Origin of the sequence: Segatella copri, assembly GCF_026015625.1 — a bacterium.
Taxonomy (GTDB): domain Bacteria; phylum Bacteroidota; class Bacteroidia; order Bacteroidales; family Bacteroidaceae; genus Prevotella; species Prevotella copri_H.
The window spans coordinates 522,156-538,691 of sequence record NZ_JAPDVG010000001.1 but is presented as its reverse complement, the minus strand read 5'-3'; the positions used below and the strand labels follow the sequence as shown (position 1 = coordinate 538,691).

At 44.5% G+C, this 16,536-nt stretch carries 12 protein-coding genes; 5 read left to right on the top strand and 7 right to left on the bottom strand.

The features are described 5' to 3' along the window. The first annotated feature begins 4 nt into the window (after positions 1-4). The 3 genes from ONT19_RS02350 (at position 5) to ONT19_RS02340 (ending at position 3,096) form a co-directional block, all read left to right on the top strand. Positions 5-1,321 carry a glycosyltransferase family 2 protein gene (locus ONT19_RS02350; RefSeq protein WP_119236536.1) on the top strand — a complete coding sequence of 439 codons (1,317 nt, stop codon included), beginning with the start codon at positions 5-7 and terminating at the stop codon, positions 1,319-1,321. Between the two features lie 89 nt (positions 1,322-1,410). Next, positions 1,411-2,667 carry a nucleotide sugar dehydrogenase gene (locus ONT19_RS02345; protein ID WP_118085738.1) on the top strand — a complete coding sequence of 419 codons (1,257 nt, stop codon included), beginning with the start codon at positions 1,411-1,413 and terminating at the stop codon, positions 2,665-2,667. Positions 2,668-2,712: 45 nt separating this feature from the next. Continuing rightward, a complete protein-coding gene (locus tag ONT19_RS02340) occupies positions 2,713-3,096 on the top strand; it encodes a response regulator (RefSeq protein ID WP_117586483.1) in 384 nt (127 codons plus the stop codon). Here ONT19_RS02340 and pflA read toward each other — a convergent pair. The 4 genes from pflA to ONT19_RS02320 form a co-directional block, all read right to left on the bottom strand. Continuing rightward, positions 3,093-3,839, bottom strand: coding sequence for a pyruvate formate-lyase-activating protein (gene pflA / locus ONT19_RS02335; RefSeq protein ID WP_264964875.1), 747 nt, complete (start codon positions 3,837-3,839; stop codon positions 3,093-3,095). The two genes, ONT19_RS02340 and pflA, sit on opposite strands and share 4 nt — an antisense overlap. 205 nt (positions 3,840-4,044) lie before the next feature. Then, positions 4,045-4,272, bottom strand: a complete 228-nt coding sequence (locus ONT19_RS02330) for a DUF6722 family protein (protein WP_117586485.1) — start codon at positions 4,270-4,272, stop codon at positions 4,045-4,047. 160 nt (positions 4,273-4,432) lie between these two features. Next, the gene (pflB, locus tag ONT19_RS02325; RefSeq protein WP_118253622.1) at positions 4,433-6,679 is read right to left on the bottom strand and encodes a formate C-acetyltransferase; all 2,247 of its coding nucleotides are present in this window, start codon (positions 6,677-6,679) and stop codon (positions 4,433-4,435) included. Positions 6,680-7,055: 376 nt separating this feature from the next. After that, positions 7,056-7,745 carry a thiamine phosphate synthase gene (locus ONT19_RS02320; protein WP_254973526.1) on the bottom strand — a complete coding sequence of 230 codons (690 nt, stop codon included), beginning with the start codon at positions 7,743-7,745 and terminating at the stop codon, positions 7,056-7,058. 198 nt (positions 7,746-7,943) lie between these two features. On the opposite strand from ONT19_RS02320, the gene ONT19_RS02315 reads away from it, so the two are divergent. Further along, entirely contained in the window at positions 7,944-9,608 is a 1,665-nt protein-coding gene (locus ONT19_RS02315; protein ID WP_264952384.1) for a formate--tetrahydrofolate ligase, read from the top strand. Between the two features lie 64 nt (positions 9,609-9,672). Here ONT19_RS02315 and ONT19_RS02310 read toward each other — a convergent pair whose 3' ends face one another. Beyond that, positions 9,673-10,278, bottom strand: coding sequence for an epoxyqueuosine reductase QueH (locus ONT19_RS02310; RefSeq protein ID WP_264952385.1), 606 nt, complete (start codon positions 10,276-10,278; stop codon positions 9,673-9,675). Positions 10,279-10,540: 262 nt separating this feature from the next. Continuing rightward, entirely contained in the window at positions 10,541-11,674 is a 1,134-nt protein-coding gene (locus ONT19_RS02305; protein ID WP_264952386.1) for a metallophosphoesterase, read from the bottom strand. Between the two features lie 194 nt (positions 11,675-11,868). On the opposite strand from ONT19_RS02305, the gene ONT19_RS02300 reads away from it, so the two are divergent. Then, the gene (locus ONT19_RS02300; protein WP_118151183.1) at positions 11,869-13,182 is read left to right on the top strand and encodes a serine hydrolase domain-containing protein; all 1,314 of its coding nucleotides are present in this window, start codon (positions 11,869-11,871) and stop codon (positions 13,180-13,182) included. Positions 13,183-13,265: 83 nt separating this feature from the next. Here the strand turns inward: ONT19_RS02300 and ONT19_RS02295 are convergent, their stop codons facing one another. Beyond that, positions 13,266-16,472 carry a TonB-dependent receptor gene (locus ONT19_RS02295; protein ID WP_264952387.1) on the bottom strand — a complete coding sequence of 1,069 codons (3,207 nt, stop codon included), beginning with the start codon at positions 16,470-16,472 and terminating at the stop codon, positions 13,266-13,268. Positions 16,473-16,536: the final 64 nt, after the last annotated feature.

Genomic DNA, 16,536 nt, shown 5'->3' with positions numbered 1-16,536 from the left:
GCGTATGTTTAGCATAGCAGAACATCTGAACGATTTCTTCGACTGGATCAGCACGCTATCGTTTAGCAGTATCGTGAATACCTACTGGTTTCTCTTCTTCATCGAGATGCCAAGATATTATATCCTGGAATATCTCGTAATCGGAAACCGACTGATGAAGAGAAACCAGATAGATAAAGAGAAAGAATATGCCAAGTACTTCCTGTACCGCGAAAATCCGCTTATCAGCATCCTCGTACCGGGAAAGAACGAAGGCAAACATATATTCAAAATGGTGAACTCGCTGGCTGAGCAAACCTACCGCAACTACGAAATCATCGTGGTAGACGATGGTAGCGACGACGACACCAAACTGATTTGTAACGACCTCTACCGAGCCGGGTATATCACCCACTACCTGAGGTTGGATACAAGAGGCGGTAAAGCTGCCGCCAGCAACTATGGAGCCCAGATGGCAAAAGGCAAATACATCGTATGTCTGGATGCCGACTCTTCGCTCGACCGTGATGCACTGGAGAAGATTCTACTCCCCTTCTACATCGACGGAATGGTAAAAGGCGTAGGAGGATGCGTGAAGGTACGCAACTACAAGGAAACCATCTGCTCATCGCTGCAGGCTTTCGAATACCTGAAGCGAATACAGGTGGGACGTATCGTAACCAGCGAACTGGGTATCTACCACATCATTTCGGGAGCATTTGGAGCCTTCGAAAGAAAGACGCTGAAGGAAGTGGGCTATTGGGACATAGGACCGGGACTGGACGGTGACCTGACACAGAAGATCCGCAAAGCCGGATATAAAGTGAAATTTGCCGAAGATGCCATCTGTATGACCAATGTGCCTACCAAATGGTACAAGCTGTATCATCAGCGCATCAGATGGTCGCGCTCGTTCGTGAGATTCCGTCTACGCAAGCATGCCGACATTCTGTTGCCTACCAAGAACTGGAGTATCCTTAACTGGTTATCCAACATGGAGAGTGTGGTTTTCGACTGCTTCCTCAATTTTCTGTGGTTGTGGTACATCATCAAGCTCGCCATCACGTTTAACACGCACATCATCGAGGTGCTGGCGCTGGGCTACTTTATCAGAGTATGCTTCTCGCAGCTTGCCTTCCTCCTTGTACTGATGGTTTCAGAAAGAAAGAAAGACGTGTGGTTCCTTTACAGATATCTGCCACTGATGTCGCCTTATACAGGTTATTTCCTGCGTATCGCCCGTCTGTCGGCTCATCTGCAAGAATTCTTCTTCCGCCGTTCTTACAAGGACGCATGGAACCCTGAGAAGACTTCGCGCTATGCTCAGCTTGAAGGAATCTAAAAGATCCGAGTTACTTGCTGTAACGTACATACAGCAGGGAGCTCCCAATAAAAGAAATAACATAATAAAACATAAACAGAATATAGTATATGATAAACAAGTCTTTTGAGTTTAAGATTGGAGTAATAGGATTAGGGTATGTTGGTACTCCACTGGCATGCTTATTCTCAAAGAAATACGATACATGGGGTTATGACATCAAAGCTGAGAAGGTAGCCAAGTTAGCCAAAAGCACGATGGAAGACAACAGACCTGTATCCAAAGCTTTGGAACAGGGACTGAAACTGACCAGCAATATTGATGACCTGAAGAAGTGTAACGTGTATATCATCGCTGTACCGACACCGGTTAACAAATCGAACAAGCCAGACATCAGTTGCGTGCGCAATGCAACTGCTGAGGTTGGCAAGATTCTGAAAGAAGGTGATATCGTAGTCTACGAGAGTACCGTTTACCCAGGTCTGACAGAAGAGGTTTGTGCCCCATTACTGGCATCTACATCAGGATTGAAATTGAACCAGAGTTTCTTTGTAGGCTTCTCGCCAGAGCGCATCAATCCGGGCGATACGGTTCATACCATCGAGAACATCGTGAAGGTTACCAGCGGTTCTACACCCGAAGCAGCAGCTATCATCGACAGCCTCTATGCTTCAGTACTTACCCATGGCACCTACAAGGCGAAGAGTATCAGAATAGCAGAGGCATGTAAACTGATGGAGAACTGCCAGAGAGACATACAGATAGCCTTCTTCAACGAGATGGAAAAGATTTTCGACAAGATGAACATCAACATTGAAGACGTAACGGCGGCAGCTAGCACAAAATGGAACTTCGTGCCAGCTACTCCAGGACTCGTTGGCGGCCACTGCATCGCGGTAGACCCATACTACCTGATTAACAAGGCACAGGAGGTTGACGTGGTACCATCGCTGCTCTCTACAGCCCGCGAGGTTAATGAGCAGATGGCGGTATGGATGGCAGGAAAGATAAAGAATGCATCTGAAAACAGAAAGTTCAAGGCTCCGGAGACTAACGTGCTGATTCTCGGCTTCTCGTTCAAGCCAGACAGCGATGATATCAGAAACACAAAAGTAGCCGATCTCTATATCAACCTGGTAGGAGCAGGTTACAAAACCACACTCTACGATCCATTGGTAGATGTAGAGGAAGTAAAAGAAGAATATAACATCAAGGTGACAGATGATCCTAAAGTTCTGGAAAAAGAGTATCAGATTGTGGTAATCGGTACTCATCACAAGATGTTCGACAGTATCGACATGAACAATCTAATCACTGATAAAGGATTCATGTGCGACATCTACGGCATTCACAAGCCAAGAAACTAGACCTTCAAGATCGGAAAGAACCTACATAAAATAGACCAGTGAAAAATGGAAAAGAACAAAGTGCTAATCGTCGATGATATTTCAGAAAATATTGAAACTATCTCTGAAATGATAAAGGACTTTGACATCGACGTGAAAACTGCAAATGGCGGAAAAGAAGCCATTGAACTGATTGACACATTCAAGCCGCACGTGATACTGCTCGACTTGATGATGCCACATGTAAATGGGTGGGACGTAATAGACCATGTACGCTCTAAATACTCGAAAAGTGAAATGGTCATCATCGTGGTTTCCCTGTTAAGCAACAAGGATAATGTGGATGAATGCTACGAGCTTGGAGTAAACGACTACATCACAAAGCCTATCATCAAAGCCCGTCTCACCAGTTCGCTAGACGCTCATCTAAGCAGTCTTGCAAGAGGCTAAAGTGCCTCTTGCAAGATTGCTTCTGCATGAGTTATACGATTACTAGTAGGAGGATCTATGCCTTCCAACGGGTAGGCAATACCTAGTTTCTCATACTTGTAGATACCCATCGTATGATAAGGTAAGACATCTATACGCTCAATATTAGAGAGTGTTGAGAGGAAATCGCGCAACTGATAGAGGTATTCATCCTTGTCGGTAATACCTGGAATCAGGACGTGACGAATCCATACTGGTTTGTGTATCTCGCTTAAATATCGTGCACAATCCAGTATGTTTACATTAGAATGGCGGGTGAGTTTACGATGCTCTTCATCGTTGATATGCTTGATATCAAGAAGAACAGTATCTGTGACGGTCATCAGACGCTCGAATTTATCGGAGAAAGCACCCTCTTTCCTAAATGGTTGCGCTGATGTATCAAGACAAGTGTTGATGCCACGCTGATGGGCTTTCTCGAAAAGTTCGATGAGAAAGTCTATCTGCATCAGGGCTTCTCCACCACTTACAGTAATACCGCCCTTGTCTCCCCAATAACTTTTGAATCTCTCTGCCTTATCCAACAGGTCATCGGCACTCCACTCCTCTCCCACTCCCATCTTCCATGAATCCGGGTTATGGCAGAACTGGCAGCGCATGGGGCAACCCTGCAGGAAAATCAAAAACCTAATGCCTGGTCCATCTACAGAACCAAAGCTCTCTATGCTGTGAACAAAACCCTTATGCATTCTTTCGAAGATCATATATTCCCCACAATGCAAAAAGACTCATAAATAAGGCTATAACACCTAAAAAAAGAAATACACCCATATTATTTTATCTTTTTAGAAATGATTAAAAACAAGAAGCCCACTTAAGCCTGCATTTTACGATAATCAATATATGCCCATAGGGTAAACCCACCTGCAAGCAAAGCAAAAAATCCCATAAATACCAATAGTTCCATATTTATTTTCCTTTCTTTTTGTTATCTTTAGACATCAATATTAAAAAGAATCCACATACAGCAAGAAACAAAGTTATTAGAGCACCAAAAACTAAAAGTTTCCCTGTATCGATATCCTTCTTCATAATACTTGCCAGGATGATACCACCAAATATCAGTTTGGCTAAATCCAAGCAAAATTTTCCTCCCTCACTCCAAAGAGTTGTTTTTTGTTCTATATTAAATTTCATACCGCAAAGATAGTAAATTTATCAATATCTTGCTCTATTTTGCAGTTAAATAAGCTAAAATGCCCGCTAAATATCCTCGGAAAGAAAATCTAGCGGGCAATCTATATGTTACAAAGAGACAAGAGAAATCTTCACTCTTCCCTCTTCATTCTTCACTTCCTTAGAGTCTCTCGTGAGCCTGACGAGCGATTACGTCGAGCTGCTGCTCACGTGTCAAGTCGATGAACTTAACTGCGTAACCACTTACACGGATGGTGAAGTTCTGGTACTCTTCCTTCTCTGGGTGCTCCATAGCATCCTTGAGCTTGTCGATACCGAATACGTTCACGTTCAGGTGGTGAGAACCCTGGTTGAAGTAACCATCCAATACACCTACCAATGTCTGGGCACGCTCCTCATCGTTGTGACCGAGAGCACCTGGACTGATGGTCTGAGTATTAGAGATACCATCAAGAGCATACTCGTATGGCAACTTAGCTACTGAGTTCAATGAAGCCAAAAGACCGTTCTTCTCTGCACCGTAAGATGGGTTAGCACCTGGAGCCAATGGAGCACCGGCTGGACGACCATCAGGCATGTTGCTGGTGTACTTACCGTATACTACATTTGATGTGATAGTCAGGATAGATGTAGTAGGCTCAGAATTGCGGTATGTATGATGCTTCTTGATCATGTTCATGAAGGTCTTGAGCAACCATACTGCAATCTCATCAGCACGCTCATCATCGTTACCGTAACGTGGGAAGTCGCCCTCGGTCTTGAAGCTGAGAGGGAAACCGGTCTCATCACGGACGATGTTTACCTTGGCATACTTGATAGCTGAGATAGAATCAACCACGTGGCTGAAACCAGCAATACCTGTAGCAAAAGTACGACGAACATCTGTATCGATGAGCGCCAACTCTGCTGCCTCGTAGAAGTACTTATCGTGCATGTAGTGGATGAGGTTCAATGTCTTCACATAAACGCCAGCCAACCAGTCCATCATATCCATGAAACGTGGCATGAACTCCTCGTATGTCAACACATCACCCTCAACGGCGCGATACTTAGGACCGCACTGCTCACGTGTCTTTGAATCAACACCGCCAGATACAGCGTAGGTCAAGCACTTAGCCAAGTTGGCACGGGCACCGAAGAACTGCATCTCCTTACCTGTCTGTGTAGCAGATACACAGCAGCAGATGCTATAGTCGTCACCCCAAACTGGGCGCATTACATCGTCGTTCTCATACTGGATAGAGCTTGTCTTTACAGAGATGAGAGAAGCGTAGTGCTTGAATGCCTTTGGCAAGCGAGAGCTATAGAGTACAGTGAGGTTTGGCTCTGGTGAAGGACCCATGTTCTCCAATGTGTGGAGGAAACGGAAGTCGTTCTTGGTAACCATTGAGCGGCCATCCTGCCCCATACCACCTACCTCGAGAGTAGCCCAAACTGGGTCGCCGGTGAAGAGCTCGTTGTAAGAAGGGATACGGGCGAACTTAACCATACGGAACTTCATTACCAAGTGGTCGATGAGCTCCTGAGCCTCATCCTCGGTAAGAGTACCCTCGTTCAAGTCGCGCTGGATATAGATGTCGAGGAATGTAGAGATACGGCCTACAGACATCGCAGCACCATTCTGAGTCTTCACAGCTCCGAGGTAACCGAAGTACAACCACTGAACAGCCTCACGAGCGTTTTTGGCAGGCTGAGAGATGTCGTAACCATACAACTGAGCCATCTCCTTCAAGCCCTTGAGCGCCTTAATCTGCATAGCAACCTCTTCACGAAGACGGATAACTTCGTCAATCATCTCACGGTCGCCCATGTTAGCGAGGTCGTTCTTCTTCTCCTCGATGAGGAAGTCGATACCATAGAGGGCTACACGACGGTAGTCACCTACGATACGTCCACGACCATAAGTATCAGGAAGACCGGTAAGAATGTGGTTATGGCGAACGAGCTTCATCTCTGGAGTATAAGCATCGAATACGCCATCATTATGAGTTTTGCAATACTTGTGGAAGATTTCGTGGAGCTTCTCAGATGGCTGATAGCCATATGTTGTACAAGCCTGCTCCGCCATCTTGATACCACCGTAAGGCATGAAGGCACGCTTCAAAGGCTTATCGGTCTGCAGACCAACTACCTTCTCCAAATCCTTTGTACCTTCACCGATATAAGCAGCACCGTAAGCTGTCAATCCTGAAACGATTTCTGTTTCCATATCAAGCACACCACCCTTGGCGCGCTCCTCCTTCTGGAGTTCCTTCAACATACCCCAAAGGGTGTTAGTTGCCTGAGTTGGTTCTGCAAGGAACGACTCATCGCCGTCATAACAAGTGTAGTTGTTCTGAATGAAATCACGAAGATTCACTTCACTCTGCCACATGTTTCCTTTGAAACCTCTCCATTCTGTTTTCATCATTTTAATACTTTTTTTTTATAAAGTTAATAATTATATATTTTGCACACACTATCTATTTTGAGTTGGTTTTACACCTATTATATATAGTAAAATAAAAAAGCCCGAACACGTTTGTGCCCGGGTTTTTAAGCACCTTTATCTGAAGGTGCGTATATCATGATGTTCTCGTTCTTTCCGACAGCATCTGTTTTTCCTATATTTCCTAAGTCAATTCCCACTATTAATTTCATGTCTTTTAAATTCTATTATTTGTAATAGCCTTGCAACAGTTTTGCAATGCGAGTGCAAAGTTACAACAATAAAATGAGAAAAGAGAAGAAAACCTGAACTTTCTTCTCTTTTCTATGCAAAATCATCATTTATGAGTATCATTCTACTGATTCTCAAAGAAATGATTGAAATTTTCGAGACATAATCCGAAGCACTTCTCATGAATCTGACGCGTCATGGTAACAGGGTTCTCCGCATTCAGGATGGTACCGCTCATTGCCACACCGATGCCCAATTCTGCAAGCGGATCTATATCGTCTGGAGTCAAGCCTCCGATGGCTACCATAGGCAGAGAGATTTTATTCTCCCTCATCTGCTCAATAATCTGGCGATAACCTTCTATACCCAACACCGGAGAGAGTTTCTCCTTGGTAGTAGTATAGCGGAACGGACCGCAACCGATATAGTCAGCCCCCTGTTCATGCAAACGACGAATATCATCAAATGTATTGGCTGTTCCTCCAATAATGAATTCATCACCCAGGAGCTTACGTGCCTCATCAACCGGCATATCATTCTTTCCAAGATGTACACCATCTATCTGTAACTTCTTCACCAGTTCTACACGGTCGTCGAGGATAAAGGTTGCACCGGCACCCTCGCAAGCCAACTTTAACTTACGGGCTATAGGCTCTACCTCTTCATCGGTAGCCCCCTTCATGCGAAGCTGAACCCAATCACATCCTCCGATAAGTGCCAGATAGGCTCCTTCGAGATAAGAGAAGCGCTCGTTCTGATGCGTGATAAACTGAAAGCTCGTCTGAAAATGAGCTAATGCTAAAGACTTGTTCATACGTACTATAAAATATAAATTCGCTTGCAAAGGTACTACATTCACACGACAAAATCCTACAATTTACCTTTTTTAAACTTCGTCATTTGGAAATGGGGAAAGTCTTCCTTTTTTTATTTTGTTTTTTTATACTTTCTTATTTTAATATATGAATACTTTTCCGTACCTTTGCACTCAAAATACAAAACATTACTTTTTATGTTGACAGATATTGAAATAGCTAAATCAGTAAAAATGCGCCCTATCAATGAAGTGGCAGCAGAACTTGGAATCCATGAAGACCAAGTGGAAAACTACGGCCGTTACATCGCTAAGATTACTACGGACAAGATTGACACCAACAAGTTTAAGAATCACCATCTCATCCTTGTGACAGCTATCAGCCCTACAAAGGCTGGTAATGGTAAGACTACGGTATCTGTAGGTCTCGCCCTGGGTATGCAGAAGATTGGCAAGAAGGCTGTAGTAGCACTTCGCGAACCATCTCTGGGTCCTTGCTTCGGCATGAAGGGTGGCGCAGCAGGTGGCGGTTATGCCCAGGTTTTGCCTATGGATAAGATCAACCTCCATTTCACTGGCGATTTCCATGCCATCACAGAGGCCAACAACATGATCTCTGCCCTTCTGGACAATTACCGTTTCCAGCACGAAGCAGAGGGTTTCAAACTCAAGAAGATTCTTTGGCGTCGCGTCATGGATGTGAACGATAGAGGTTTGCGCCGCATCATCACCGGTATAGGAGATAAGAACGGCATCGAGACAGAGTCTGGTTTCGATATTACGCCAGCTTCTGAAATTATGGCTATCATGTGTTTCGCAACAAGTATCGATGATCTTCGTCGCCGTATCGATAATATCCTCCTGGGCATCACCGAGGACGACAAGCCATTTACCGTAAAGGATATGGGTGTAGGTGGCAGTATCGTAGCTCTCCTTCTCGATGCTTTGAAGCCAAATCTGGTTCAGACAACAGAGGGTACACCAGCATTTGTTCATTGCGGTCCTTTTGCCAACATTGCTCATGGCTGCAATTCCGTCATGGCTACTGCTGCTGCTCTTGAGTATGGCGACTATGCTATTACAGAGGCAGGATTCGGTGCAGATCTCGGTGCAGAGAAATTCTATGACATCAAATGCCGCAAGACAGGTTTGCAACCAGACCTCACTGTTCTCGTTGTTACCCTCCAGGCGTTGAAGATGCATGGTGGTGTAGCTCTGGAAGATATCAAGAAACCAAACATCGCTGGTATGGAAGCCGGTTACTGGAACCTCGACAAGCACGTAAAGAACCTGCAGAGCTTTGGTCAGACTGTAGTGATTGCATTCAATAAGTTTGCAACCGATACAGATGAAGAAATTGAAGTATTGCGCAAGCATTGCGAGGAGATGGGTTGCGGTTTCGCAGTAAACAGCGCCTTTGCCGAAGGTGGAAACGGTGCCATTGAACTTGCCAACCTCGTAGTAAAGACCATTGATGAGCGTCCATCAGCCCCTCTCTATTTTGCTTACGATGATAACGATAGCGTTGAGGAGAAGATAGAAAAGGTTGCATTCAATCTTTACGGAGCAGGCAGCGTGACATTGAGCGATTCTGCCAAGTCAATGATTGAAGAGATCAAGAAGCTGGGTGCTGAAAAGTTCCCTATCTGTATTGCCAAGACTCAGTACAGTTTCTCTACCGATGCCAAGGCATACGGTCCTACAGAAGGTTTCGAACTCCACGTTCGCGACATCACCGTAAATATGGGTGCCGAGATGGTTGTAGTCATCGCTGGTCCTATCATGCGTATGCCGGGCTTACCAAAGAGCCCACAGGCTGAGCGCATTGATGTAGTAAACGGTGAGATTACAGGTCTTTCTTAAGCACTACAGATTTCACAGATTCTTATAAAAAAAGCCCAGGGCGTGATGTCCTGGGCTTTTTCATTTATCTCATACTGAATTCGCAACCACAATATAACTGATTATAGAATTCATTGATTCTCAAGAGTTCACCTCGGCGATTCTGCAAACCGCCCTTCCGCCAATTCATATCCCACCATTCTACATCAGGATAAGCCTCAACGGCAAGATGACCGGCAGTATCTATCTGTTTGATATTCTTCCAGCGCGAAGATGCCAACGTGGTAGTAAGAAGGTGAAATCCATGCTCCTGTGCATACTTGGCTGCATGAGAGAGGCGGAACTGAAAGCAGACAGAACAACGGCTGCCACGCTCGGGCTCACCCTCTAAACCCTTGATAACAGAAAGCCACTCCTGATGATCATACTCATCCTCTACATAAGGTACATTCTGGGCCTCCAGAAATCGTTTCAGTTCATGTTTGCGTACATCATACTCCTGCTGAGGATAGATATTGCTGTTACTGAAATATACAGTAGGCTTCATACCATTATGAAGCATACATTCTACGATAGCCGCCGAACAAGGTGCACAACAAGCATGCAACAAGACAGCCTGACCTTCAGCCTTGCTTCCATCCGGGAGAGTAAGTTTTACGTATTTATATTGTTCTTCTACAGGAATCTTCATTGTTTTCAATGTTAAATATAAAATTTAAAATGTGAACAGCTACTTCTGATGTGAAGTATTTTCGCCTTGCTTCAAAAAAACAAATGGAGTACAATCTCACGACACCCCCCATTTGCCCAAATATATGCGAAAACTAGTGCAAAGGTACAACATTTATTCGAACCACCAAATTTTTAACACGTTTTTTTCATCACAATGGTTCAAACAGCTAATATTTAACTATGTTTTAACACTTAAACACCAGTTTCTTTATCTTTAAGAACTATAAATCACGTTTCAGCGTGATAACTGTCAGTTCAGGCCATGCGCCTAGGCGGAAAGGGAAAGAACCACCAATACCCGATGATACATAGAGCATCTGCTCACCAATGCGGTAAGCTCCGCCCCACTCTTTGAAAGCCATGCGGGCAGGCGTCCATTTACCTATTTTCAATTGTCCGGCATGCGTATGTCCCGCCAGAGTAAGTTGTATCTTCTTACCAACTACTTCTCTGCGCCAATGGTGAGGATCATGACTCAAGAGGATTTTAAACATATCTGGATTCAACCCCTTCATCGCTTTCTTCAGATTACTGCGATTGGTGAAAGGAGGCTGACCGGGATTCTCTACGCCTATTACAGCGATAGATGCCATACCATGACTCACCACATGATGTTCGTTCATCAGCTGATGCCACCCCAGATTTTCCTGATAACCATAGAGCATACGGCGGTTTCTCTTCAAAGCGCCGATAGAATGATTGTTGCCATATTCACAATAATCATGATTTCCCCAGATAGAATAGATGCCATCTGACGCATGAAGCTGCCCCAGCGTATCCAGATAAGGCTCCACTTCGCTGGCTTGGTTATTGACCAGATCGCCCGTAAAGAGAATCATATCGGGTTCTTCATTGTTGGTCGCATCCACCACCTTCTGCACGAAATCATTGCCGGGAGGAAACGAACCGAGATGAAAGTCGGTAATCTGTACCAGACGGTAACCATCAAAATAAGGTGGCAAATCGGGCGAGGTAAAGGTAATATGTTTCAGTTCTAACCGCTTCCAACCCTCTATAAAGCCGAAGGCAAACCACCCCATTACACCCAAAGCAGGAATCAGAGCAAAGAACCAAGGAAGAAATGCATCGAACAGGATAAAGACAACCTTAGGGAATGCCGAGAAAAGTATGGTAGTAAAGAGTACACGGACTGACAACTTATGGAAGAACCCCATCTGCAACCCCACTTCGGCAAGAACAAGTAACAACGAGGGAACCCACCATAAGATGGCTAGCAGCAAAGGCCACTCACTCACCCCGATGTGCCAAAGCCAGAAGTCGGGCAGGAATGCCAGAACCGACATGACTACTATATAGAATATGGATCTTAATACCTTTTTTAATACCTTCTTCATTGTTTTTCTTTATAACTGGGTACAAAGGTACGATAATTCATAGACAATACAAAATAAATTTAAATATATTTTCAATGTTTTGTTATTTGAGAAGATTGCATTATCTTTGCATAAGATTTGCTGCACTCGGCAATCTGAAAGTAAACTTTCATTGCACTCGATTGCAAAATCTTTGCATAGAAAAATTAAATAAAATGGCACGACGACTAAGAAAAAAACGCATAGCAATCATATTGCTTACCTTTACAGCAATCGTAGGATGGACTACACACAGCTGTGTATCTCGCTGTACATCAGCATCAGACAAGAACAAGGCGGCAGATTCGCTCCCTAAGGTTCATATCAACGATTCCATCTCAAATGCCCTGACAGAGGGGAAGGAATATCATGAGATGGACTCGGTAATAGAAAGGTATCTCAAGAGATGGGAAATCAATGGAGCCCAACTCGTCATCACCCGCAACGACTCACTACTCTATGCCCGCGGATTCGGAATGGCGGATAAGGAACGAGGCATCAGAATGGAGCCTAACATGCTGATGCGCTTCGCCTCGGTATCGAAACTGATTACAGCCGTAGGTATCATGAAGTTGCAGGAGATGAAGAAACTCAAACTGAACGAGAAGGTGTTTGGCGAAAAGGGAATCCTGCGCGATACCGTTTACAACAACAGTATCAAGGACAAGCGATATTACGATATCACCGTAGAACAGTTGCTGCGCCATCAGGCAGGTTTCAACAATTATGCCGGCGACCCGGTATCTTCCACCCGCTACATCATGATGCAGAACCATCTCAAAACGCCACCTGATCACCCTACTCTGCTCAAGATTCTCTTGAAGCGCCACTTGGGTTATACTCCTGGCGAAGGCAAATGCTACAGTAATCTGGGCTACATGATTCTCTCCATGATTATAGAAAAGAAGAGCGGAATGAAATATGAAAACTTCATGCAGAAGTATGTGCTCCAGCCTGCCGGATGCTACGACATGCACATTGCCGGCACTTACTTAAAGGACCGCCGCCCCAACGAGACGAAGTACTACATGCACCAGGGCAGCATTCCTGTGTATGAATACAACAACAGTGGACGACTGGTAGAGAAATGCTATGGCGATACCGACCTCCCTCGCCTTTCAGGTGCAGGTGCCTGGTGTGGTTCGACTGCAGAGTTGAGCCGCTTTATTGCCAGCATCGATGGTTTGCCACATGTCAAGGATATCCTCAGCAAGAAGAGCATCGAGTTTATGACGCGCGAGCAGGCTGACCACCAATATTCTATCGGCTGGAACTATACACCAAAGAGCAACAAACCATGGATTCGTACCGGTTCGCTGGCAGGCACATCAGCCATCGTCCTGAAATATCCGGATAACCAATGCTGGATTCTCATTACGAATACATCTACATGGAAAGGCCACGGTTTCTCTAACGATACTATGGCTTTCTTCGAGAAACTGAGAAAGAAATACATGGCAAACATGCCAAAGAAAGACTTGTTCTTATAAAACCAGAAAGAGGGTGAATCATTTACTTATGATTCACCCTCTTTTTATATTAATGATATGTTGTCTGAAAAGATAATTATACTTTAGAATGTATACTTCAAACCAACCTGGCCACGCCAGCGGCTGTAGTATGAGCTAGGATACTTGAGAGGCATATCTGATGGGTTAGCGAACTGGAATACACCATCACCCTTGTACGTGATTGGAGAAACAAACTCGCTGTTATAACCACTACTGAAGGTACGGCCCCAATCCTTGTTCAGGAGGTTAGCCACGTTCATGATATCCAAAGTCAGTTCCAAAGCATGTACATACTTGCCTGTACGGATTCCAAACTTCTGACCGAAGTGGAAATCGAAATGACTCTCGAATGGCAAGTTATCACCATAACGCTCGAAGTACTCACCACGATGATCCTTCACATAACGAGTAGTAGCAAGCCACTGCTTCAAATTAGCACGCTGCTGCTCAGCAGTATAAGCATCAGTACCCAAGAACTGCATTTGGTCTACCTGCGCATCTGTAGGGATGAAAATCAAGTCATTACTTGTACCATTATCTCCGTTGATATCTCCACTATAAACGAGAGAGTAAGGAGAACCGCTCTGACCCTGGTAGATAAGACCTACTGTAGTGGTAAACAACTTGTTGGTTCCCCAGTTGAAGTGATAGAAAGCAGAAGCCTTCACTGTATGAGGCACATTATAACCACTATTAGCCAACTCTGGGTTGTTTGAGAAGCGATAAGTATGAGTATTACGCCAGTTGCTCTGAGCAACAGATGAGGTCATACTGCTTACAGACTCTGAGTGAGTGAATGTATAAGATGCATTCAGATCAAGACCGAACGCAAAGTGCTTAGCTGCAGACAAAGACAGGCTGTAACTGTAGCCCTTGCTTGTATTATACATTGCATAGATGTTGGTAAACGACTTAGCATCTGCCACCTTTGTATAAACAGGACGGTTATCCCAGTTCATGTAAGAGGTCTGAGACAAGGTCTTACCAGACTCCTCATAAGCCAAGTTCTTGTAATAAACATCATTCAGACTCTTGCTGAAGATACCCTCAGCAGTCCATTCGATACCCAGGAGATTGAAATCGAAACCAAGGTTAACACGCATAGTCTGAGTGAACTTGAAATCCTTGTCAAACACATTGATCAGCTGGCTACCGGTAGCCTTCAGATTATCTGCATTCAGAGTCTGCTTGTTAGGATCCATGATGAGCTGCACAGCAGAATTATTTTTTGCAGAGTAAGAAGATGTCTGCACACCAGTATTCGTAAAGTTGTTGCTCAACCAGACGAAAGGAATACGACCAGTGAATACACCGATACCTCCACGAAGGATATATTTGCGGTTCTTCTCAATATCCCAACGGAAACCTACACGAGGGCTCCACATTGGTGTACTGGCAAGTTTCTGATTGGTCTTGAAACCATATCCCTTACCTGCTGCCCACTCATTGAATTTAGCATTCTCGGTAGGAGTATCAAAGAACAGAGGCATATCCATACGGAGACCATAGGTGAGCTGGAAGCTGTCTGTCACATCCCACTTGTCCTGTACATAGAAGCCCAACTGAGCTGCACTAAACTCTGGTGCCCAACGAGGATTACCGGTAACCTCAACATTAGCCTGTGTAAAGTAGAAGTTCTTGATATACTTACCATCACCTCCCAAGCCATCAGCTCCACAACCAGTATAATAATTCAGGAAATCGTCTGGAGTATCAAAATAATAGCATCCATAGAGATTCTGAAGGAAGAGGTTAGAGAACTTATAAAGCTCGTTATGTGTACCGAATGTCAGTGTATGATTACCCTTGTACCATGTAAAGTTATCTTCGAGGGTATAAATGTCCTGATTCAATCCATTAGCCATTGAGGAATATTCATTACCGATATTCATGGTACCATTTCCTACCTTATAGATAGTGATAGATGGTGCTGGCTGACCAGAAGTACGCTCATCACGAACACGAACATAAGATACACGTGCCTCATTGCTCAGGTTTGGAGAGATGCGGCTCTGCAACTCTGCTGAGAAAGAATGAGTTTTAGATTTGAAATCATACAAGTGGTCGGTAGTATTCAATGTAGCAATACCACCCAGACCAAGCGTCTGCTTAGCATCAACATAACTCCAACGTACAGAGAACTTGTTGAACTCGTTGATATTCCAATCCAACTTCAAACCAGCTTTCTGGCTCTTCACGTTCTTATCTTTATCTGCCCATGAAGTTGCATAATCATAACCCTGACGGTTAGCCAAGTCATAAATCTTAGACATCAAGTCCTTAGCCAAATCCGGATTAAACTTAACATCTGGAGAATCGATGGTATACTGAGTTGGGTACGACTTTTCTGAATTCTCATAGTTTGCGAAGAAGAAGAGTTTGTTCTTGATGATTGGACCACCGAGCGTAAATCCGAACAAAGTTTCCTTCTCATCATCATAAGGCTGAGCATAGGTACCATCCATATTCTTATAATGACGACCAACCAAATCCTGGTTGTTCCCATAGAAATAGCCACTTCCATGGAAGTCATTGGTACCGCTCTTGGTTACCGCGTTGATGGCACCACCGGTAAAACCACCCTGGCGAACATCGAAAGGAGCGATATTTACCTGAATCTGGTCAATAGTCTCCATAGAAACAGGCTGAGATCCTGCCTGACCACCATTACTGCCATTAGCAGTAAGACCGAACACGTCGTTATTCATCACACCATCAATCTGGAATGAATTATAACGGTTGTTCATACCGGCGAATGACATAGAGCCAGACTGTCCGTTTGTAGTAAGCTGTGGATTCAGGCGAGCCACATCCGCAATACTGTGCGAGATAGAAGGCATATCAGCTATCTGCTGAGCATTGATACTCATGGCCGCACCGGTCTTCGTACCATTCAGACCAGCCTTACCCGAAACAACAACCTCCTGAAGCTGCTTGGCATCTTCCTGAAGAGAGCAAGAGAGATTTTGGCTTTCACCCAAGTTCAGACTGACATTGTTGAAAACCTTGTCCTTATATCCGATATAAGAGATACTTACCTTGTAAGGACCACCTGGACGCATACCCTGAATAGTATAGCGACCATCTACATTTGTTACAGCACGATACACAGTACCAGATGGCTGGTGTGTAGCAGTAACTGTAGCCCCAATAACGGTTTCGCCATTGGAAGAAATCTTACCACTAATGCCCGAAGTGGTAATCTGAGCCATTGCCGAAGTCACCACGAAGGCGAGCATAGCCAGAAGTAGTTGCAATCTTTTCTGCATGTTGTTTAGATTCTTTTGTGAATAAATAAAGAGAGAACCGCGCACCTCGTACCGTGTGCATTCA

Excerpts from the sequence above, each read along its gene's own strand:
- ONT19_RS02350 (WP_119236536.1), top strand. The coding sequence starts at position 5 with ATGTTTAGCATAGCAGAACATCTGAACGATTTCTTCGACTGGATCAGC.
- ONT19_RS02345 (WP_118085738.1), top strand. The coding sequence starts at position 1,411 with ATGATAAACAAGTCTTTTGAGTTTAAGATTGGAGTAATAGGATTAGGG.
- ONT19_RS02340 (WP_117586483.1), top strand. The coding sequence starts at position 2,713 with ATGGAAAAGAACAAAGTGCTAATCGTCGATGATATTTCAGAAAATATT.
- pflA (WP_264964875.1), bottom strand. The coding sequence starts at position 3,839 with ATGATCTTCGAAAGAATGCATAAGGGTTTTGTTCACAGCATAGAGAGC.
- ONT19_RS02330 (WP_117586485.1), bottom strand. The coding sequence starts at position 4,272 with ATGAAATTTAATATAGAACAAAAAACAACTCTTTGGAGTGAGGGAGGA.
- pflB (WP_118253622.1), bottom strand. The coding sequence starts at position 6,679 with ATGAAAACAGAATGGAGAGGTTTCAAAGGAAACATGTGGCAGAGTGAA.
- ONT19_RS02320 (WP_254973526.1), bottom strand. The coding sequence starts at position 7,745 with ATGAACAAGTCTTTAGCATTAGCTCATTTTCAGACGAGCTTTCAGTTT.
- ONT19_RS02315 (WP_264952384.1), top strand. The coding sequence starts at position 7,944 with ATGTTGACAGATATTGAAATAGCTAAATCAGTAAAAATGCGCCCTATC.
- ONT19_RS02310 (WP_264952385.1), bottom strand. The coding sequence starts at position 10,278 with ATGAAGATTCCTGTAGAAGAACAATATAAATACGTAAAACTTACTCTC.
- ONT19_RS02305 (WP_264952386.1), bottom strand. The coding sequence starts at position 11,674 with ATGAAGAAGGTATTAAAAAAGGTATTAAGATCCATATTCTATATAGTA.
- ONT19_RS02300 (WP_118151183.1), top strand. The coding sequence starts at position 11,869 with ATGGCACGACGACTAAGAAAAAAACGCATAGCAATCATATTGCTTACC.
- ONT19_RS02295 (WP_264952387.1), bottom strand. The coding sequence starts at position 16,472 with ATGCAGAAAAGATTGCAACTACTTCTGGCTATGCTCGCCTTCGTGGTG.